The 21,744-nt window shown below is 43.9% G+C and carries 14 protein-coding genes and 1 riboswitch; of the genes, 9 read left to right on the plus strand and 5 right to left on the minus strand.

Translation table 11 applies throughout. The features are described 5' to 3' along the window. The first annotated feature begins 428 nt into the window (after positions 1-428). The 3 genes from hpsG (at position 429) to ACX6CI_RS21565 (ending at position 4,697) form a co-directional block, all read left to right on the plus strand. On the plus strand, positions 429-2,912 hold the full coding sequence (gene hpsG / locus ACX6CI_RS21555) for a (2S)-3-sulfopropanediol dehydratase (protein ID WP_458775708.1): 2,484 nt from the start codon (positions 429-431) through the stop codon (positions 2,910-2,912). A 253-nt stretch (positions 2,913-3,165) separates the two neighbouring features. Next, a complete protein-coding gene (locus tag ACX6CI_RS21560) occupies positions 3,166-4,176 on the plus strand; it encodes a transglutaminase domain-containing protein (RefSeq protein ID WP_458775709.1) in 1,011 nt (336 codons plus the stop codon). Between the two features lie 224 nt (positions 4,177-4,400). Continuing rightward, complete coding sequence (locus tag ACX6CI_RS21565; protein WP_458775710.1) at positions 4,401-4,697, plus strand: hypothetical protein; 297 nt, start codon at positions 4,401-4,403, stop codon at positions 4,695-4,697. Positions 4,698-4,783: 86 nt separating this feature from the next. Here ACX6CI_RS21565 and ACX6CI_RS21570 read toward each other — a convergent pair whose 3' ends face one another. Beyond that, positions 4,784-6,880 (minus strand): hybrid sensor histidine kinase/response regulator, encoded by a 2,097-nt coding sequence (locus ACX6CI_RS21570; RefSeq protein WP_458775711.1) that lies wholly within the window; start codon positions 6,878-6,880, stop codon positions 4,784-4,786. A gap of 313 nt (positions 6,881-7,193) precedes the next feature. After that, the gene (locus ACX6CI_RS21575) at positions 7,194-7,979 is read right to left on the minus strand and encodes a TSUP family transporter (RefSeq protein ID WP_458775712.1); all 786 of its coding nucleotides are present in this window, start codon (positions 7,977-7,979) and stop codon (positions 7,194-7,196) included. A 225-nt stretch (positions 7,980-8,204) separates the two neighbouring features. On the opposite strand from ACX6CI_RS21575, the gene ACX6CI_RS21580 reads away from it, so the two are divergent. Next, positions 8,205-9,107 (plus strand): sensor domain-containing diguanylate cyclase, encoded by a 903-nt coding sequence (locus tag ACX6CI_RS21580; protein WP_458775713.1) that lies wholly within the window; start codon positions 8,205-8,207, stop codon positions 9,105-9,107. An 18-nt stretch (positions 9,108-9,125) separates the two neighbouring features. After that, positions 9,126-9,527 (plus strand): bacteriohemerythrin, encoded by a 402-nt coding sequence (locus tag ACX6CI_RS21585; RefSeq protein WP_458775714.1) that lies wholly within the window; start codon positions 9,126-9,128, stop codon positions 9,525-9,527. A gap of 20 nt (positions 9,528-9,547) precedes the next feature. Here ACX6CI_RS21585 and ACX6CI_RS21590 read toward each other — a convergent pair whose 3' ends face one another. Both ACX6CI_RS21590 and ACX6CI_RS21595 read right to left on the minus strand, forming a co-directional pair. After that, entirely contained in the window at positions 9,548-10,135 is a 588-nt protein-coding gene (locus ACX6CI_RS21590) for a hypothetical protein (RefSeq protein ID WP_458775715.1), read from the minus strand. Between the two features lie 90 nt (positions 10,136-10,225). After that, positions 10,226-10,420: a hypothetical protein gene (locus ACX6CI_RS21595; RefSeq protein ID WP_458775716.1), complete on the minus strand. Its 195-nt coding sequence runs from the start codon at positions 10,418-10,420 to the stop codon at positions 10,226-10,228. A gap of 220 nt (positions 10,421-10,640) precedes the next feature. Then, a riboswitch (cobalamin riboswitch) is annotated at positions 10,641-10,847 on the plus strand. 124 nt (positions 10,848-10,971) lie between these two features. On the opposite strand from ACX6CI_RS21595, the gene ACX6CI_RS21600 reads away from it, so the two are divergent. From ACX6CI_RS21600 to ACX6CI_RS21610, 3 genes are all read left to right on the plus strand, one after another. Then, positions 10,972-12,864: a sodium:solute symporter family protein gene (locus ACX6CI_RS21600; protein ID WP_458775717.1), complete on the plus strand. Its 1,893-nt coding sequence runs from the start codon at positions 10,972-10,974 to the stop codon at positions 12,862-12,864. A 257-nt stretch (positions 12,865-13,121) separates the two neighbouring features. Then, positions 13,122-17,351 carry a transporter substrate-binding domain-containing protein gene (locus ACX6CI_RS21605; RefSeq protein ID WP_458775718.1) on the plus strand — a complete coding sequence of 1,410 codons (4,230 nt, stop codon included), beginning with the start codon at positions 13,122-13,124 and terminating at the stop codon, positions 17,349-17,351. A 254-nt stretch (positions 17,352-17,605) separates the two neighbouring features. Then, the gene (locus tag ACX6CI_RS21610) at positions 17,606-18,256 is read left to right on the plus strand and encodes a hypothetical protein (RefSeq protein WP_458775719.1); all 651 of its coding nucleotides are present in this window, start codon (positions 17,606-17,608) and stop codon (positions 18,254-18,256) included. Positions 18,257-18,311: 55 nt separating this feature from the next. Here the strand turns inward: ACX6CI_RS21610 and ACX6CI_RS21615 are convergent, their stop codons facing one another. After that, positions 18,312-19,511, minus strand: a complete 1,200-nt coding sequence (locus ACX6CI_RS21615; protein WP_458775720.1) for an HD-GYP domain-containing protein — start codon at positions 19,509-19,511, stop codon at positions 18,312-18,314. Positions 19,512-19,978: 467 nt separating this feature from the next. Here ACX6CI_RS21615 and ACX6CI_RS21620 point away from each other — a divergent pair, with 467 nt between their 5' ends. After that, the gene (locus ACX6CI_RS21620) at positions 19,979-21,739 is read left to right on the plus strand and encodes an HlyD family efflux transporter periplasmic adaptor subunit (protein ID WP_458775721.1); all 1,761 of its coding nucleotides are present in this window, start codon (positions 19,979-19,981) and stop codon (positions 21,737-21,739) included. Positions 21,740-21,744: the final 5 nt, after the last annotated feature.

Consider the following 21,744-nt stretch of genomic DNA (forward strand, 5'->3'; position numbering starts at 1 on the left):
AATTGCATGTTGAATAATTGCAACAACTCCTGGTAGCTATTCTCATTTCTGCATCTTACTAATGGTTCTGCCGACCCATAGCCGCAGTTTACTATCCAGTATCATGTAGTATATCATTGTGATTGCCAATCAATTAATGACTTGATGGTCAGGTTAAGTGTTTGAATATATACGGTAAAGTATATGGGCCCTGTTGGGGCATGCAGCAATACACATAAATAATGTTTTGATAAGGCTGAGTTGGCATACCTGTTGCTATATGAAATTGAAACAGGAATTATTCTCAAAGTCTCGACGATGAGTGATAACGGTTAACGAGTTTATAAAGCAGTTCAAAAAATAAAGTTTATTAAAAGCGGGTAGAAAGTAGAGGTAATCAGATTATCTATAGTTTCTGCCAGTTGACTCAAAACATTAAGGAGACCACCATGGATTGTTGTGTATCCCCCCACGAGCAGCGCCTTTTAGACAAGATTGAAGGAAAAGAAGATATCTACCGCGCATCGCACCCCAGAGTATTCAAGATTCTTGATACCTTTGATGGTGTAAAGCCGGTTATTGATGTAGAGCGTGCGCAGTACTTCACCGAGTCCATGAAAGAGACTGAAGGTCAAATGCTCTGTCTTCGTTGGGCCAAAGCACTCAAGCACATTGCAGAAAACATCACCGTATATATTGATGAAGATAACCTCATCTGTGGTCGTGCAGGTGTAAAGGGTCGCTATGGCCTTCTCTACCCTGAGCTTGATGGTGATTTCCTTGATATCGCAGTAAAGGATCTTCCAAATCGTACCGAGTCCCCTTTTTCCATCTCCGCAGAAGATGCAAAGATTGTTGTGGAAGATATCGCCCCATACTGGAAGGGTAAGACCTACCACGAGGCACTTAATGCAGCCTTCCCGCCGGAAGTACATAAGCTTTCCTATGATGATCCTGAAGGTCTTAACTCCCGTTTCATCGTAAACGAGACTTCTTCATTCCGCTCTTCCATCCAGTGGGTACACGACTACGAAAAGATCTTAAAGCGTGGTTTTGGTGGTATTAAGCAGGAAGCGTTAGAGAAGATCGTAGCCCTTGATCCACTCTCTCCAATTGATAACTGCGAAAAGAAGCCATTTCTTGAGTCCATCGTCATCGTATGTGATGCAGTAATCACCTGGGCACGTCGTCACGCAGCACTTGCTCGTGAAGTTGCTGAGCAGGAAACTGATATGGTTCGTAAAGCTGAACTGTTCAAGATGGCAGACATCTGTGAGCGTGTGCCTGAGCACCCGGCAACAACATTCCACGAAGCTGTTCAGTCCCAGTGGTTCACCCAGATGTTTTCCCGCATCGAGCAGAAGACCGGTACCATTGTATCCAATGGTCGTATGGATCAGTATCTGTACCCATTCTACAAAGCAGATCTGGAATCTGGTATCATCGATTCAGAAAAAGCTCTTGAACTTCTTGAGTGTCTCTGGGTTGGAATGGCTCAGTTCATCGATCTCTATGTATCTCCTACCGGTGGTGCGTTCAACGAAGGTTATGCACATTGGGAAGCTGTAACCATCGGTGGCCAGACACCTGAAGGTCGCGATGCAACTAACGATCTCACCTACCTGTTCCTGAAATCAAAGCGCGAGTTCCCTCTGCACTACCCTGATCTTGCTGCACGTATTCACTCCCGTTCCCCTGAGAGATACCTCGCAGACGTTGCTGAGACCATCAAAGATGGTTCCGGTTTTCCAAAGCTGATCAACGATGAAGAAGTTGTGCCCCTCTATGTATCTAAGGGCGCGACCTTTGAAGAAGCGTATGACTATGCAGTTTCCGGTTGTACTGAAGCTCGTATGCCAAACCGTGATACCTACACCTCAGGTGGAGCCTACATCAACTTTGTAGCAGCGCTCGAGATGGTACTGTTAAACGGTAAAATGCAAAAGCATGGTGACGAAGAGCTGGGTCTTGAGACCGGCGATCCTACCAAGTTTGAGACCTGGGATGAGTTCTGGGAAGCATACAAGGCGCAGCATCACCTGTTTTTGAAGACCGCTTTCCATCAGCAGTACACCATCAACAACCTGCGTGCTAAGCACTTTGCCCAGCCCATGGGTTCTGCAATGCATGATCTCTGTATGAAGCATTGCCTTGATCTCCATACCCCTCAAATCCCTGAAGGCATCAACATGGGTTACTTTGAGCACATGGGTCTAGGAACTCTGGTTGATTCCCTTTCCGCTATCAAGAAGCTTGTATTCGAAGATAAGAAACTGACCATGCAGGAAGTCATTGACGCATGTGCCTGTAACTTCGAAGGCAAAGAAGATGTACGTCAGCTTCTGATGTCCGCTCCTTGTTACGGAAACGATGATCCATATGCAGATGACATTGCAGTTAAGGTAGATGAGTTAAACGTACTCTACGGTCAGAAGTATGGTAAAGAGCTCGGCATGCATAACGATATCCGCTACGTACCATTCACCTCCCACGTACCTTTTGGTAAGGTTGTTGGTGCGACTCCAAACGGTCGTTTCGCATGGACTGCGCTTTCTGATGGTTCTTCCGCATCCCATGGTGCAGATAAGACCGGACCTACTTCAGTTCTTTTGTCTAACTACAACTCCAAGAACTACGGACACCGTGATCGTGCAGCACGTATGCTGAACATCAAGTTTACTCCTAAGTCCCTTGAAGGTGAGGAAGGAACAGATAAGATGGTATCTTTTATCCGTACCTTCTGTGATCTTAAACTGTGGCACGTACAGTTCAATGTCATCAATAAGTCCACCTTGATTGCAGCCCAGCAGGACCCTGATAAGTACCGTAGCCTGATTGTTCGTATCGCTGGCTACTCAGCATATTTCTGTGATCTCTCCCCAGATCTTCAGAATGACCTTATTGCCCGTACCGAGCATGAGGTAATGTCCTAAACTGAGATTGTTCAGTTAGAAAGCCCACCGGATCTTCCGGTGGGCTTTTTTTTTGCTATAAGCAAAAAACTGTACTCCGGTTTTTCTGATAGAGTTGTCCTTCAATGAATTGTTCGATATTAAATATTGATAAATCCTATGGTTGTTCTCTCGTCTAGAGGAATAAAATATTGTACTCATAAGGTAAAAATAAGTATTTTCTCATCCAGGTTACAATGTAGTACTTGTTAATATACAATTATTTGGAGGAACAATGAGAACGCTTACTTTATTATTTGGCTGCCTGCTTATGCTGGCTCATCCTGTAACCGGACATACCGCAAAACAGTCATCAGGTACCATTACCATGGAATTTGATCTCTCAGCCCAGGCTGGAGATGAAACAAAACTATGGATACCGTATCCCCTTTCTGATTCGGATCAGACCATTACAGATATCTCAATCTCTGGTGATTTTGCAGAGTCTGCTGTCTATTCTGATAAAAAATATTCAACGCCTATGCTGTATGCGAGATGGGATAAAGGAACGATTGATAGACACCTTTCTTTTACCTTTCATGCTGTTCGAAATGAAGTTGTTCGAAAAGATTTTCCAGATAAAGAGGTTGCATGGGATGTGGCTGATTATAGCATGTATCTTCAGCCTTCCAGCCGGGGACCAATTGACGGGGTAGTAAAGGCCCAGGCTGATAAAATTGTTGAAGGCAAAACCACTGTCCAGGCAAAAGCTAAGGCGATTTATGACTGGATTGTGGAAAATATGTACAGAGACCCTGAAACCAATGGTTGTGGAGAGGGAGATGTATGTTCCTTACTACTGAAGCCCGGTGGAAAATGTACTGATATTCACTCTGTCTTTGTCTCTTTGTGTAGGGCCGCCGATGTACCTGCAAGGGAAGTTTTCGGGATTCGTCAGGGTAAAGAAGATGTGGTTGATATTAGCAAATGGCAGCACTGCTGGGCAGAATTTTACCTTCCAGGTTATGGCTGGGTACCAGTTGATCCTGCGGATGTAAGAAAAATGATGCTCAAGCATGATCTGAAACTTGGCGATAAAAAAACTAAAGAGTATCGCGATTATTTCTGGGGTGCCTGGGACCAGTACCGGGTTAAACTTGCAGTTGGTCGTGATATTGTTCTGACTCCAGCGCAGCAAGGTGCTCCTGTGAACACCTTTGGTTATCCCTATGCAGAGGTTGGCGGGAAGGTTTTAGATTGGCTTGACCCCGCAACATTTAAGTACACGATTACTTATCGCAAGTAAACAGAGCGACATCAGGCGGTTCCAATCTAAGAACCGCCTTTCTTTTTATGTTTCGCCCTCCAATAACAGTCCATTTATGGTCCTTAGAGTTATCCTTTGGGCGTTCATTTCGCCTGCAGTACGCTTGATCTTCTTTTTACAGATCCTTATCTTCGTTTTAATTAGATACAAATGTTGTCGTCCGCGATGGATAAAATGATCCCTCTTGTAGAGGAGGATTAAGCATGAGTAGAATTCCGCTCTGTTCTGATGATGTGAGAAGTAGAGCCCTATACCTTCAAAACAAGGTATTGCCTCATAACTATATGGGTGATTTCAGTTTGATGGGTTTTGTTGTGAGTCAGTATGAAGATGCTCTAATGTTACTTGCAGCGAAAGGGTGCCAGCTTATAGAAGTTGAGGGAGGGATGGATATAGTAATCGATTCGCCGGATCAACTCCCAAAAATCCAAAATATCCTTACAGAAAAAAGTATTACCTGCGTTTATACAGATATTGCAGACACCTTGTATCAGGCGTGATAATGGCAATTCCACCAGGTGGGTGGAAGGGAAGTTGTAAGGTGCTTGGAATCTGAAACTGCTCTACTTGTGGTAATTACCAGTTTCTACTTAGTAGCTGGGATACTTTTCGTTGCTACAATTGACTGGGCTCCATTGTTTGTCTTCTGCTGATCAATTGCCTTTCGTACTGAAGTTGCCAGACCATTTCTGGAAATAGGTTTGTGGATGAAGGTGATCCCATCGTCCAGTACTCCATGATGCACGATGGAATTTTCTGTGTAGCCTGACATGAAAATAATTGCAATGTCAGGATGTTGGGTCGTGATAACCTTTGCTGTCTCAGGTCCATTGAGAATAGGCATAACAACATCTGTAAGTAGTAGGTCTATCTGGCCATGAAAGCGGTTGGCAGTTTCTATGGCCTCTTTGCCGTTGGAGGCCTCAAGTACTGTGTAGCCGAGTTCGGTGAGAATCTCTACGCATAGTTGACGTAGTGCTTTTTCATCCTCGATCAGTAGAATAGTTTCCAGACCGGTTTCTACCTTGTCCGAGTGATTGTTATTATTGGGGGTTTTCTCATACTTACCTTCAGTGCATCGAGGGAAATACAGCTTAAAGGTGGTTCCTTTTCCGACTTCACTATAAAGTGAAATATAGCCATTGTTTTGTTTGATGATGCCATACACGGTGGAGAGGCCTAAACCGGTACCCTTATTTTTGTCTTTGGTTGTAAAAAAAGGTTCATAGATCTTCTCCTGGATATCACCACTTATGCCAGTACCGTTGTCGCTAATGGCCATGGCAACGTAATCACCAGCTGGGAGCGTATTGTTGAAACGTATCTCATTGTTGTTTTCATCGCTTGTGAAGTTGGCGAGTTCGATGGTCAACTTGCCTCCTTCCGGCATCGCATCTCTTGCATTGATGGCGAGATTAATCACAATTTGTTCAAATTGAGCTTGGTCGAGCTTAACATCCCATGTCGATTTTTTTTGAGTGAGTTCAATATCTATATGTTCTCCAAGCAGGCGTGCGAGCATATTGTGAATGGCTGTGAGCTGATCAGCAAGACACATTATTTTTGGTTTGATTATTTGGCGTCGGCTGAAGGCGAGGAGTTGTTGTGTTAATCGCGCAGCCCGTAACCCTGATTCCTTAATCATTTCAATATGGGCCAGGCAAGAGTGATCTTTTTCCATTCTCAGGAGGCATAGATCAGAGTAGCCATTGATAACACTCAAAATATTGTTGAAATCGTGGGCGATACCACCGGCCAACCTGCCCACCGCTTCCATCTTTTGTGATTGTTGAAGTTGTACTTCCAGCTGTTTATTCTGGGTTGTATCTCGGATTTTTGAGACCACTCCAACCACGTCTTTGCCGTCTTCTGAAAAGATCGGGAAGTATTTGGCCTCGATGAACCTTTTTCCCCATTTCGGAAACTCTCGCCATGTTTGATAGGAGATTGTTTTACCCTGCAATGCCTGGTTAATCTTCTCCTCTACCAGCTCTTTATACAGTTTGATGTCAATCAGTTCTTCAATGTTTTTTCCTAATATTTCCTCACGCTTAACACCATAGGCATGGTAATGGGCCTCGTTTACAGCTTTGTAGATGTGGTTTGTGTCAACGATGGCCACCAAATCATCAATGGTGGCGGTGATGGTCTCATAGTGTTTAAGACTTTCCTCAGCCTGGGTACGGCTGCTAATATCTTCAAACGTGCCGAGGATACCTATGACTTTTCCTGCGTCATCATGGAGAGGGATCTTGTTGGTGTTGATCCACGTTTGATTGTCCATTGAGTCACGCTGTGACTCAATGATATTATATTCGGCCAAACCAGTATCCATAATTTTTTGGTCATAGCGACGAAATGATTCAGCTTCCGCTGTTTTCCAAGGGAGATCGAAGTCGGTCAGGCTAACGATGTCTTTACTGCATTTCAGGCCTGCTCTATTGGCAAAGGTTATATTACAGCCTAAGTATCGAAAATTCAGATCCTTCCAGAAAATAGCCTGGGGGATGCTGTCGATAACTAATTGTAGTGTAGGTGTATTTTTGGTATCTGGAGGGGTTGGAATGGGAGAGTTTACTTCATCGCCTACAGGATTTTGCAGTTGTTCTTTTAATCTGTTGTTCTCTGCAGTCAGAGTAGCAATACGTTCTTCCAGTTCTATTTGGGATGTGTTGTTTGTCATTATGTCAGGAAGAATTTCAGGTGTGAAATCATCTCTTCTACTTGGTGTGAAAACCTCGGTTCCATCCTACTTGATAAGGAACGTTTTGAGCCCTTTGCAATGTCTAAGTCTTTCAACATCGTGTTAAAGCCTATTATATATGGCACCTATCGGTCAAGCTAAAAGCAAGCCTTGTCTGAGGGTTGTCTGGTATTTTAGTAGACTGCGTTTATTGAAGAAACGACGAGTTTGATAGAAATTATCAAAAGAGGAGGGGTTCTAGACTAACCTGTGTAACCAAGATGAGAAGTGTTGAATTCTGTTTCTTGTGAGGCTAATGATAGATGAGCATCACAAGTGCTCGGACAATTCCTGTCAAAGAAAGGATGAGTAGCAGGACGAGGGCTATTTTTTTGAAAAAATCTGGGCTTGCCACATTGAATACCCTTTGGCCAATTGCAACACCAAACACCAGAACTGGTAAGGAGACTACTGCGAAGATAAGGGCGTCCCCTCCTATCATGCCGTGACTGCCAGCAAATATCAGGGCGTAAATATCCGTTGCAAAAAAGGTGGCAATCAGGGTGGCTCGGGTTGACGCCACCTGTGCATCTGTTGACAGCAAAAAGGTTACAATAGGCAAGCCTCCAAGTGCGGCTGTTCCATTGCAGATTCCTGAAATAAGGCCAAGCCCACTATGTACAGTAAGAGTCCTGGGATCATTGTAGTTAAGGCCTTTTAAGATAAGTAAGGCAAATACCAGCACTGTGCTCGATATAACAAGCCGCATGGTATCAGGATTGGTGTAAGCGAGAAGTGACATACCAACGGGAGTACCTACCAGAATGCCAATACCTAGTGCTCCGATAAGACCCCAGTTAATGTTTTTCCAGGCTCGTGGCAGCAAGTGGGCGCTTGCAATAATTTCAAGGAGCAGGGCTAGCACGACTGTTTGGCTGGGGATAATAATGAAACTAAGCCCGGTGACAAGAATAGCTGAAAACCCAAACCCGGTAAGGCCCCGTATAAGGGATGCAATAAAAAGAAGGGTGACTGCGAAGAACAGCTCTCCTCTGGAGAATTCACTAAACAGCTGTGTGGCTGCGCTGGGGTCAAACAATGTATTTCCTTACTAAAAATGAAGTGTTTAGGTAATACTGAACTCTTCTATAGTTTTTCCCCACAATTTTCAAGTCCAATACCTCTAAGTGCTGTGAACAGATGACCTCATCTGAAAGTCTGGAGGCCTTGACTTCTTGCCCCCTGATAGTGATACAATAAAATCAGAGCAAAACGGCTCAAGTGATACGGCCCAACAATCAAGTGAAAAACTGCGGATGTTTCTATGACTGATCTTGACCCAAAACTGCAAAGATTTCTCAACCATCTCCATGATGGGCTCTATTGTGTTGATACAAACATGGTCGTCACCTATTGGAATAAGGCGGCAGAGCATGTTTCCGGATTTATTGCAGAGGAGGTTGTTGGCAGGTCCTGTTCCGATAATATTCTCACCCACGTAGATGAGAATGGTAGGAGTCTCTGTCATTCTCTTTGTCCTCTCGGAGCAACTATTAAAGACGATGTTCCCCGTGAAGCCACGATATATATGCATCACAAGGATGGTCACAGGATCCCGGTTTCTGTCCGTGTTAATTCTCTGAAAAATGATGAGGGTGAAATCATAGGTGGAGTTGAACTCTTTACCGATATTTCAAATAATGAGGCAAATGCCCTTAGACTTAAGGAACTCGAACAACTTGCTCTTCTTGATAATTTAACTCAACTTGCCAATCGTCATTATCTAGATCGTGAAATGATAGGCCGGATGGAGGAGTTTGAGCGTTATAATGTATCTTTTGGTGTGCTACTTATGGATATTGATCATTTCAAAAGTGTTAATGACAACTACGGCCATGATGTGGGGGATGACGTGTTGAAGTGTGTTGCCAATACGCTGGTTGCTACATCGCGACCATTTGATCTGTATGGCAGGTGGGGAGGCGAGGAGTTTTTGGCTATTATACGAAATGTGAACAACACAGAGCTTGAAATTGTAGCCGACAGAGTACGTGCAATGGTGGAGAATTCCTATGTTATGCTTAATGGTAAAAAGCTCTCTGTTACAATTTCAATAGGTGCAACCTCAATACGACCAAAAGATGATGTCAAAAAAATACTGAAAAGGGCTGATACATTATTGTATAAAAGTAAGGCAAACGGCAGAAACCGGGTTACTATCCTATAGTTGGAATGGAGGCTGAGAATGGCAGTGATAAAGTGGCGTGATTCCTATAGTACAGGGATTGAGGTAGTGGATGATGAACATAAGAAACTGGTTGATCTCATTGAAGCCATGTACACAAGTATTCGAGATAAGGAACCAAAAGAGACGGTGGAAAGGGTGCTCACAGAGATAGTGGAGTACACGCAAACCCATTTCAACAATGAAGAAGCATTGATGGAGGAGAAGGAGTATCCGGACTTGGAGACCCATAAGGCTGAGCATCAAAACCTTATTGAGGAGGTCGGTGAATATAAAGACAGGTTACTCAATGATTTTCCAGATGGCAGGCAGGAGCTGTATCGCTTTTTAAGAGAGTGGCTCATTAACCATATAATGGAGTCCGATAAGGCCTTTGGTGCCTATGTCAGTGAACAAGTGTAGGTAAGATTAATGGTGTAGGATTAATCCAGTAAATAATCAAGGGCCTGGTCATCGGGCAGGCCTTCCTGACTTGATTGGAGGAGATTGTTTTCGTCTCCAAAAAACCAGAGTCGCTGGGAACTTGTCTCTCCAGGTATTGAAGAAGTGTGGTCTTTGTAGCTTGGATTGAGCCCTTGTTGTTTTGCGAGTGTCATAATCCTTGATTTAGCGATTTTTGCAGATCGTAGCTCATCTGTGAGTAGAGGTTTGGGGGAAAGGTGTTCTTGTACCATTGCCAGCAAAAAGAAATTTTTCTGAACGGCGACGACCTTTTCATTCATACTAAAAAAGAATTCCATAACGTCTTCTTTGAGTATGTCTTCTTTTACTGCCTCGTTAAAGTGAGTGTCCTTGTAAACACGCATCCACTCCTGAGCGCAACGGCTGCACTTTTCAAATTCCCGCTTCATCATCTCTTTGGATTCTTGCGGCATTTGAGAACTGACACCTTCAGCATATTCGGCCAGCTCATTCTTCATGGCATTGAGCTCTGCCATGTCTTTTTCAACGATATCGGCTGCCATCTTCTTAAGGTAATCGTATATTTCTGTTGTCGCTTCGTTGTTCATTTTGGCTTCCTGATATTTGAGTTGCTTAGTTTTCTTGGCAAAAGTAGATGTCTGTGTTGAAATATATTAAGGAATGCAAAAGCGAGGGCTTTAATCTTCCTCCTGAAATGAGATTTCCATATCTATCATTTCCTTAGCCCTTTCCATTGCCCTTTGTGCCTTTTCTCCACCCATCTTAACATGTTGAGATTTACCACTCGGATCTGTGATATCAAAACTAAATTTGGCGCACAAATTGTTACTGGCTGTAATTGAAATAGTCCAACCTTTATACCTTTCTGTCATTTTTGAGTCCATAATGGTGAGCCTCATAAATCTGTTGATTGTCTCGAACGGGTATTTACCTCATCCTGTCATGCACTAAAAGCAGTGTGATAGATGTTGGAAGGTATTCTACCCTAACAGGTAGAACTTGACAGTATTCTGCTTATACAATACATGATAGGAATGTCGAATTAAATAGTATATTCGGCACACAATTCAGGTAATGTTTGTTGGTGATCCTTTTGTAGGATCCATGCCTGTTGCGCCATAGGGTGCAACAGGGTGCAGGGAACCCGGTGTGACTCCGGGACGGACCCGCCGCTGTATGTGAGGACGAACCCCGTAAAATGTCACTGTACTGTCTGATTTCTCTTCGAAACAGTATGGGAAGGCACGGGAAGTAGGGTGAATCATAAGTCAGAATATCTGCCAGACAAGCAATCAATTTCTCGGAGACATGGTATCCCCCCGGGCTGACACGTGTTGGTTCGGTTTAATCTGGACCACGCATCGATGTGCAATGTGGAAACAGCCGACAATCTGGTTGGAGCTGACATTGCAAAGGAGGGTGTATGGACGGGTATCTGATCTTTGTTTTACTTCTCGCTGGCTATATCATGCTGCTTATTGGTACCGGCTACTATTTCAACAAACGGCAGACTTCAATTCGGGAGTTTATGTTGGCGGGGAGAAGGGCCGGTGCTTTTTCGGTGGGGTTTTCAGCCGCTGCATCCTGGCTGACAGCAGGTGCACTTCTTGCGGTTATCGGTTTCTTTATGTTGCTTGGTATGGGCTCTGTGTGGGGTTTTGTGGCTCCCAATATCCTTGCTCTGCTTCTCCTTGCATTGTTTGTCGGTAAAATTCGCTCCATCCCGGCCATGACCCAGCCGGAATTGCTGGAGATCCGCTACGGATCCTTTCTGCGAACGCCGGTTGCCCTTATTATTATTGTTGTCATGATTCTCTTTGCCGTGGCAGATATTAAAGGTTTCGCTCTTGTTCTGGAGGTTTTTTATGGAATCAGTAGTCTTCATGCGGCTCTGATTGTTGGACTTTCAGTGGCGGTCTATGTTTCCTTAGGTGGTTTGTCGGCAGTACTTGCAACCGATGTTATTCAGTTTCTTTGTCTCTCCTCTTTTGTCCTAATTATGGCAGTACTTGTAATCTCGGGAGCGGGAGATGTCTCCGGGATGGATCTGGGCCAGATGGCTGCATCCCTTGATAGTGGCTGGTGGAATCCCTTATCCATTGGATTGCCCATGGTGTTAATCTTCTGTTGTGCAATTATTCCTGGCTGGGTTACAGAGCAGGACCCATGGCAAAAGGTCTGGGCGGCTCGTGACACAGGATCAGCAAGAGCTGGGCTTGTTCTTGGATCTATTCTGGTTGCAGTTGTTTTTGCAGGATGTGCACTTATCGCTCTTGGGCTGCAGTTTATCTATCCGGATATTGCAGCCATGGGCTTTCCCATGGGAATGGCAAAAGCGGAACCGGCACTTCTAAACTTCATAATGGATGGAGGATACTCTCATTTGATTGTAGCTCTATTTGCCATAGCACTAGCTACCGCCGCCATGTCATGTGCAGACACATTTGCAGCATCAGGTGCAACCTGTGTGGCACGGGACATTTATCAGCGGCGAATTAACCCTGCGGCATCGATGCAGCAGATGCTGGCTGTTAACAGGTTCAGCGTTCTTTTCATTATTGCTTGTGCTACCATCGGCTCTTTTTTTATACACTCCATAATCGATGCAATTCATATCGCGACCTTCATCGCAAGTGCCTCATACTTCTTTGTGTTGATGGGTGGTATTTTTTGGCAAAGGGGAACCGGAGCAGGAGCCACTGCTTCTATGTTTACAGGTTTTATTTTGCAATGTACCTTTGTTGTAGTCGACCTTATCAAGGCCCAAGCAGGGGGGCCTCCATACCTTGAATCATTGCATCCACTTTTGATGGGACATGGCGTGATAGTCGCAATGACAGCGAGTGGACTCGTCTATGTTGTTGTCTCTCTTGTCACAAAGCCGTCTGAGATATTCAGGTTAGCACCCTTTTTCAAAGGGAAAGCCAAAGAGCTCGCCCATATAAATGGCAGTAAAGCCGCTTCCGAACAAATGCCTGCTTCTGTAGATGTAGCCGAGATTATTAAAGGAAGTCAGGTCTATATATATATGGATGTCGATCTGCCCGAGGGTCTGACGTGGCTGGAGTTTGTGGAGCTTATGCGTACAAGCCATCCTCATTGGATCTCACTTTCAGGGCTTGATTCGATTCGTCGTTGTACAAGGCCAGAAATACTCTCCTGTGTTTCTGTTATTCCAGGGCAACAAGGAACAAGTGCCTGTCTTGAAATTGAAGGAACCCAGTCAGGTCTTGGAGAGTTGCGCGATGAGGTGACACGAGCCTATCTGGAGATTGTCGATACCTTGCCTGCAGTCGACCATCGAGCAACCGTCTGATATTTTTACCTTCATACGCTGTAATTGTGCCGGAATGTTTTCATGGAGCAGACCGGCACACATGTATTGATGTAATTCTGATTGGTAATATATGCTTATATTTGTTAGGTAAAGGTAGGGTGTACGTTTATGAATGAGCTAGTTTTCCTATGGGAATAATTCTTGACTCAATTCATTTTACCTACAGTTTCACCTGTTTCATCTCACTAATTCTTATTCTTGTTTTCATGAGATATTTAGGTTAGGCACGATCATACATGATATACCTACAGAGATTCTTATACCTGTCTGTCTTTCTCCCCCTTCTACTACTTCTTTCCGGTCAATTATCCTATGGAGAAACTGACCATCTTCTTACGGTTAAGGTTGGTGTCTACGAAAATCCTCCCAAGGTATATACCAATGCAAATGGAGATGTTGCAGGGATCTTTCCTGATATCCTGGAGGTGATCGCCGGTGAAGAGGGCTGGCATCTTGAATATGTTCACGGAACCTGGGAAGAAGGACTGAAAAGACTGTCTCTTGGCGAAATAGATGTGATGGTTGATATCGCTTTTTCGAAGAAAAGAGCGAAAAAGATGTTGTTTACGAAAGAAAATATCTTTCTCAACTGGGGCTGTATCTATACAAGAGAAGGGCTGGTTGTTGAGTCACTTATTGAGCTTAAAGGTAAAACAGTCGCAACAGTTAAGGGTGATATCCATAGCGTGGGAGAGAGTGGTATTCTACAGCTCAATGAGAGATTCGACCTTGGTTTGAAGTTTGTCTTTGTCGATAGTTACGCCGAAGCGTTAGCGCAAGTAGAAACAGGAGAGGCTGATGCTGGGGTAGTTAACAGGCTATTTGGTATTATTTCTGAAGACCTCTATGCGGTCCAAAAGTCTTCTGTGGTCTTTAACTCAGTACGGCTTAAATACGCATTCTCCCCCCAGGCTGCTGAGCGAAACCTGCCAGAAGCAGTGGACGATCATGTCCACCGCTTGAAACAAAACCCTGAGTCAGTATTTCATGAAATTATTAACTCATATCTTGCAGGCATTGAATATGATCTGGACGCTTATCAAGACATGAAGCCTCTGGATTTAACAAACGAAGAGCTGGAGTGGCTGAAAACAGGGCACAGCATCCGTGTTGGGGTTGATCCAGCATTTGCTCCTTACAGTTATAGGGATACAAGTGGGGCCTACCAGGGTCTTGTCATTGATATTCTCCAGCTTGTGACCCAGCACCTTGGTTTAAATATTGAGATTGCACAGGGGCTGTCGTGGCGTAAGATCATGGAAGGGGCGAGAAAAAACGAACTAGATCTCATACTGACAGCAGCTAAGCTCGATAGTCGGCTCGATTTTATGAACTTTTCTGATGTCTACCTTCCAACTCCCCTGGTCATTATGACGAGAGAAAATAACTTCACTATTGAAGGGCCGGAAGATATAGAAGGAAAACGGGTTGCACTGGTCAATGGTTACGCTGTGACTGAGCGGTTACTGAATAAATATCCAGGGCTCTCTCCGGTAATGGTGGAGAATCCACTGGCTGGACTTGCAGCCGTTTCTGCCGGCGAAGCTGACTGCTATGTCGGTGTTCTTGGTGTAGTTGATTATCTGCTGCGAAAAGGGGGTATTTCTAATCTGAAGGTCGCAGGCCGCTTTGACATGCTCTGTACAGGTCAGAGCGTTGCTGTGAGAAAGGATTGGCCCATTCTTTTGACAATATTAGATAAGGCCTTTAAGGCAATATCTGAAAAGAAAAAAAGTGAGATACATGATAAATGGATTTTTTCACTATCTCTTTTAGACGGCCCAGCTGCACTGCAGGAAGAAAATGCACTGACAAAAGAGGAAACAGAGTGGGTTTTGGAACATCGAGATATTACTCTGGGGGCTGATCCGGAATTTGCACCCTTTGAGTTTTTTGATCAAAGTGGTCGTTATCAGGGCATTGCTGCAGAGTATGTGCAGATCTTAAACAGACGCCTGGGGCTTAATATGGAGGTTGTTCCCGAGCTGAGCTGGAAGCAGGTCAATGAAAGGGCAAAACAAGGCGAGATTGATGTACTCCCCATAGTTGGTAAGACGAGGGAACGTCAGGAATATCTTAATTATACCAAACCGTATATGAGTTATCACCGGGTGGTAATCACTCGTTCTGATATGCCGTTTATCTCATCTGTTGAGGACATTAAAGATTTGAACATAGCTGTGCAGGAGCACTCTTCCCACCAGGGTTTTCTCAAAGAGATGACCTCACTTAATGCAACAGAATACCCGACTCTTTTAGAAGGTTTAAAGGCGGTTTCCGAAGGTAAAGAAGATGCCTATGTGGGAAATCTTACATCCGCCATGTACTGGATTCGTAAAGTGGGGCTGACCAACCTCAAGGTTGCAGGACCTGTGTCTTATAGTCAGGAACATCTCTATTTTTCCGTGCGAAAGGATTGGCCGGAGCTCGTGGGTATAATCGAAAAGGGGCTGGCCTCTATAAGCAGTTCAAAGGAGAAGGAAATTCGGGAGCGCTGGGTGGAGGTGGAGTATGAACCTGGTGTGGACCCCCATGTTGTTTTTGAGTATTTCCTGGAGGCTGCCTTTGTCATCCTCTTTATAATTATGCTTATTCTTGCATCCAACAAACGTTTGAAAAAAGAGATTCTTCGAAGGGAACGGGTTGAAAAGGATTTGACCTATAAGCTCCTCAGTGAACAACTGCTCTCTCGTATTGCTTCACGGGTTATCCATTTAAAAGAAGCAGAAATTTCAGCCGTTCTTGAGAATACACTAAGAGATATTGCTGAATTGATGAGAGCCGATTCGGCCTATCTGTTGAACGTTGCAGAAGATGGAAAAGAGGCAACTATCACATCAAGCCAGATGGTTAAAAGTGCTACTGAGGGTGATAGAATGTTTTCTTCTGTGGTTCCCATAGAGTCAAATCACTGGGTTGAATCGATAGATTCTGGAAAGGCAGTAATCTACGGAAATAGCATGTTGGGCGCAGCTCTTGATAGGTCGATGGGGACCAGCTCTCACCCCTTATGGGAAAGTCCGGTTGGAATGATCCTGCCTATCTTGAGAGGAGATTCTCTGTTTGCTCTTCTCTGGTTTACTTCTGCGGACGAGGAAGTCGACTGGCAAATAGACGATGCAATATTTCTTGAGACCATAGGGAATATAATCAGTAACAGCTTAGGCAAGGTTGATATCGATAGAGAGTTGCAAAAACACCAACAGCATCTGGAAGAGAAGATTGCAGAGCGGACAGATGAACTGGCAAAAGCCAATCTGAAGCTTATACAGGAAATTGCAGACAAGATTGAGGCAGAAGAGGAAAAAGATGAACTGCAGGGCCAGTTACTCCATACTCAAAAAATGGAATCCATAGGAACTTTGGCTGGTGGAATTGCACATGAATTTAACAATATTCTCACTGTTATCCTCGGGAATACTGAAGTTACGCGAGGCTTGTGTCCACCGGGTTCAGTGGCTCGCAATAATCTCGATCGTATTTTGTCAGCAGGAGGCCGGGCTAAAAACCTTGTTTCACAGATCCTTACATTTAGTCGTGAATCGAAGACTCGTCCTCAATTGATTGATCCAGTAGAAGCAGTTTTTGAATCGTTACAAATGCTGCGACCTACCTTGCCGTCAACAATTGAGATTCAGGAACAATATAAGGCAGAGGAAAAACAGATCTTCATCGACCCGGGTGAGGTGCACCAGATACTGATCAATTTATGTACAAATGCTTCCCATGCCATGGAGGAGAAGGGTGGGGTCTTGACAGTGGTGGTGGATGAACAGTTTATTACAGTTGAAGGCCTGAAACATAGCCCAGATATAGCGCCGGGCCGCTATGTGGAAGTCAGGGTCAGTGATTCCGGTTGCGGGATTGATCAGATCATTATGAGAAAGATATTCGACCCGTTTTTTACCACTAAAAAAGTAGGCAAAGGAACGGGGCTTGGACTTTCGATAGTGCATGGTATCGTCAAGAAAGCAGGGGGCTTTATTACGGTTAAAAGTAAAGAAGGGGAAGGGACGACTTTCCAAATGTTTTTTCCCTCCCTTCCTGCAAGAAGAGAAGAGCAGCAGGGCACAGTAGAGCATTCTTTGCAGGGGAATGAACGAATTCTACTCGTCGACGATGAGGAGGAAGTGGTTGCAACTACCAGCAAATTGATCAAGACCATGGGGTATCAGGTTACGGTGGCAGTTAATGGGCAGGCGGCACTTGAACAATTTGTAGAGCAACCTGAAGCCTTCGATCTTGTTATCACTGACCAGACTATGCCGAAACTTACTGGTGTTGAACTTACCAAAAAACTACGAGAAATTCGACCTGATCTGCCTGTGATTTTGTGTACAGGCTACAGCTCGCTCATTGATCAGGAGAAGGCTGAATCCATGGGTGTGAGCGGTTTTATTTTAAAACCGTTTAGCAGAAGAGAGATAGGCCAGATGATCCGAAAGCTCTGTGACTATTCTCGTTGATTTTTTAAGTAATAGAGCTTCATGTGGAGCCATTGGGACTGAGGTTTTTCTCCTTGGATTATAATTTATTGCTTTTTCGCTTAATCTTCACGTTTTCAATTTTTACAAACTCAAGTATGCTTGCCAAACCTTTTTTCTGTGCTGTTATAGGTGAATTGCAAGATTACTTCCACGTAAGGAAATAACTGTCGTTGCATCCTGCCCAGTCATCATGATACTTTATGAATTCATCTCTAACTAATGGATAGCGGTACATGGCGAAAAAAGCCAATCATAAAAAAGTCGACGCATTATCACTGTTTCCAGATCTTTTCAGCCAGATAATCCAGAAACGGCGACCTAAAGACGATTCGTATGGGAATGAGCAGCTGAAATCGACAGCAAGTGGCTCTTACACTTTGGTGCGTCCTCCCCTGCCTCCGGATATTAGTTGGCTCAAAAATGGGATTGTTGACAGTTCAAATGATGAATCTGTAAATATTCCATCAGCGCTCATTCTCATGCCAGATGGCAGGCTAAGAGACACAGCTGTCTCCGTTATTAAAACGTATGGCTACTTAACGGAAATCGTAGATACAACTCTTGAGGCAATACATCGATTATCTTTTTCTGAATATGGGATAGTGGTTGTGCACAATGGTTTTGAAGACAGGATTTCATTTTCGGATTCAGTTGTTCATAACTATCTCTGTAGTCTTCCGATGTCTCGCAGGCGCCTGGTTTACTACATTGTAGTCGGTCCAGATTTACACACCTATTACAGACTCAATGCATTGGCTCTGAGTGCAAATCTTGTGGTTAATGACCGAGATGTTGGGAATCTAAGAAAAATTCTGAAAAAAGGTTTCTGTGAATATGAGGAGTTATTTGGCCCTATGATTGAACTGATGCAGGATAATGTGTAAATTTTTCTTTTGCTACCAACATAAGACCTATTCTGGTGTCGCCCCAGCACTTTTCTCAGATTTTGAGTAATGCTTTAGATGTCTTTGCAAACGCTTGCTTTTTTGAGGGTTCCCAGTTCTCCGGCATATCGTATGAAAACACATCCATATTGAGCTGTGAGAGGTCTACGTCTCGTAATTTGATGAGAGTTTTTTTGTTGTTGTCATAAAATAGACGCACGATGGGTTGTAGAATATGGTGGGTAGAGTCAATTACAACTCCAGTTATACCATTTTCAAGCCTGACGTAGGCACCTATTGGGTAAACTCCAATGAATTTAATAAATTTCAAGGTCATTTTCTTGTCAAAATGGCCGTTTCGCATGTCGTATATTTTTGTTAGACCTGTCACCTTGTCAATAGCTTTTTTGTAGCATCTTTCAGCGGTTATGGCGTCATAAACGTCACAGATTGAAGCGAGTTTAGAGCTCGTTGTGATAGATTCCTTTCTCAACCCGTATGGGTATCCCGACCCGTCGCACCTTTCATGATGGTGAAGAGCGATATCAAATGCTTCATCAGGTAGTTCTTTAGTCTTTGATAAAATATCCGCCGAGTGTTCGGTATGGGTCTTTATTATATTAAACTCATTGTCGTTTAATCTTCCTGGTTTGTTGAGAATGGTCAATGGGATCTGTGTTTTACCGATATCGTGCAAAAGAGCGCCGACGGCCATCTTAATTGAAGAATCGTAATCGATGCGCGATGCGTTGCAAAAAGCCAGGAGCATCGAACTGACACTGATGGAGTGCATGAGGGTGTATTCATCTTTATTACGAATTCGAGTCAACAGGTGCAGAGCGTCTTTGTTCCTCTTCACAGATTCGTGCATCTTTTCGATTACATTATAGGCACTGTTAATATCAATGATCTTGGCCTTATGTATCGATGCCATAGATTGTTGAATAACATCGGCAGCTTGCTGCCTGATTTTTTGAGCAATTTTGATCTCTTCTTTCAGTGGAACAAGGGGAGCTGCGATATTGGTGATTTCATCAGGACCTATGACTTCTTCCTTTGGTGGTTTCTTAGGTGAAAGACCCCGGGAGGTGTCAATGTAAACTTCTTTGATGTCCCAGGATTTGAGGATCTCGATAACCTTTTCACTTTTGATGTGAGTCTGATTGATAAAAAAGGACTGTGAATTATGGGAACAGTTGAAGTCGTGGACGAAGACACCGACTCTTAGTAAACTGATGGGGACTTTGCAAATCATAGTAATGAACTAAAACCTGGTCAGAGAATAGGGGCTTGTTTTTACAGTTTCCATAGTATAGTCCGTTATTTCAAGTTAAAGTCAACAGGATTATCTCTATACTTCAAAATAAGTGGTAGTTAGGGGTGATGTGCATGTTCGTCAGTGTGGTTGTAGCTTCCTTTATACTTCTGCCCCTCTTTACAGTAAAAAAGGTTGAAATTGCTTGAGTAATACCCTTTAAGACGCCGCTTAGAACCTGTTTTTCTTCCTTCTTTCGTGGAACATCTAAAATATTAGCTTGCTAAAACAATGTATTTAGGAAAAAACTGGACATCTTCTCCCCACCTCTGATACCTTATCAATAGATAATTACGTCACAATATTTCCTTTATTATTTGAAGGTTAAGTAGGCGTCATTAAGAAAACCTATGAGTTGGCAAGGTAGTATAGGTCGTTTTTCCTTTAAGAGGTATCAGTAAACGTTTATGGATTCATTGGTTCAATATTGGCTATCAACACTGACGAAAAGTGTTGAGGGAGTGGCACGTGCTGTTGTGGTGAAGATTGCTGCTGATAGTGCAGATTCTGTTGTCGCACGACTTCCTGATAGTTTAACTGATATTGAAGAACTTCAGAAGATTATTGAAACAGTCTCTATAAAGACGAAGACTGTATTTTACCATAACGTCTCTTACAAAAATAGTGATGGGGAGCCTCAGGATATCATTGCCTCACCTCTTTTTGTTGATAAGGTTCTCTTTGGGGTTGTTGTATTACAAATATCAACCAGAGTGACCGGTCGACAAAAGGTTGCTGTGCAGCAGACCGAAAATGCGTCCACCTGGTTTGAAATTCTTTACAAACAGAGATCGCTCAACGAAAAAGACCAGCTTGTAACAGTTGTTGAACTGGTGGCAGCATGTCTTGAACATGAAAATTTTCAGGCCGCTGCTACAAGCGCGCTCACTCTATTTACATCGTCTTTTAAATGTGACCGTATCAGCCTAGGTCTTTGTAAAGGAACCGATGTGGTGGTGGAGGCGATATCTCATACCGGTGTTTTTGATCGAAGGTCAAATTTGATTGGGATGACAAGAGACGCCATGGTCGAAGCCGTAGAGCAAAACCAGACTATTCGTACCCCGGCAGAAGCAACTTCTGTCTACTATAGTCGGTGTCATGATCTGTTGATGGATCAGCAAAGTATTGGTCATATTTGCTCTGTTCCCTTTGTTGTTGATGGAAAAATTGCAGGGACTTTTCTGGCAGAGGGAGCGTCATCTCAAAAATTCGATGCCACCCAGGTAGAGCAGTTCGAGCAAATCGCCTCTCTCATAGGACCACTTCTCTATGTACGTAAACAGAATGAACAGCGTCTGCTTACGCGAATCACCAGCGGAATAAAAGAATGGAGTCAAAGGTTTGTCGGACCTGGTCATTTTGGATTAAAGCTCACAGCTGTCGTTCTTGTCGTAGCTGCTTTGATAGTCTCAATTGTCCAGACGGACTACCGGGTCACAGGCAAAGCACGACTTGAGGCGAAGAATCAGCGGGTGATAGTTGCACCTCAGGATGGGTTTGTTGCCGAAAGCAAGGTGCGACCCGGTGATATTGTACAAGCCGGGGAGCTTATTGCTGCTCTTGATATAAAAGATCTGACACTTGAACTCCAAAAATGGACCAGCCAATTTGAACAGTTGCGTAGAGAATATCGAGAGGCACTGGCTCAGCATGAACGTTCGGCTGTTAACATCTTGCATGCCAGAATCAAGCAGGCCGAAGCGCAGATTAATCTTGTTCAGGAGCAAATTGTCAGGAGCCGGTTTAACGCCCCATTTGACGGTATCGTTGTCAGCGGTGATTTGAGCCAGGCACTTGGGGTTCCTGTAGAGCGGGGGCAGGTTCTGTTTACTGTTGCCCCACTTATCGCTTACAGGGTTGTTCTGATGGTGGATGAGAGAGATATTGGCAGTGTACAAAAGGCACAGCAGGGGAAGCTGGTGCTTTCATCCATGCCGTCAAAACCTCTTCCCTTTACTGTTGATTCTATTACTCCTGTTTCTTCTTTTGAAGATGGTAGAAACTTTTTCAAAGTAGAGGCAAAGCTCACTGAGAGTTCTGACCTGTTGCGGCCAGGGATGGAAGGTGTAGGGAAAATAGTCATCGAACCTCGTCGGCTTATCTGGATATGGAGTCATAAGATCGTTGATTGGTTGCGGCTTGCGTTCTGGTCCATACAGCCTTGATCAGA

The sequence above is a fragment of the Desulforhopalus glucosivorans genome (assembly GCF_054397165.1).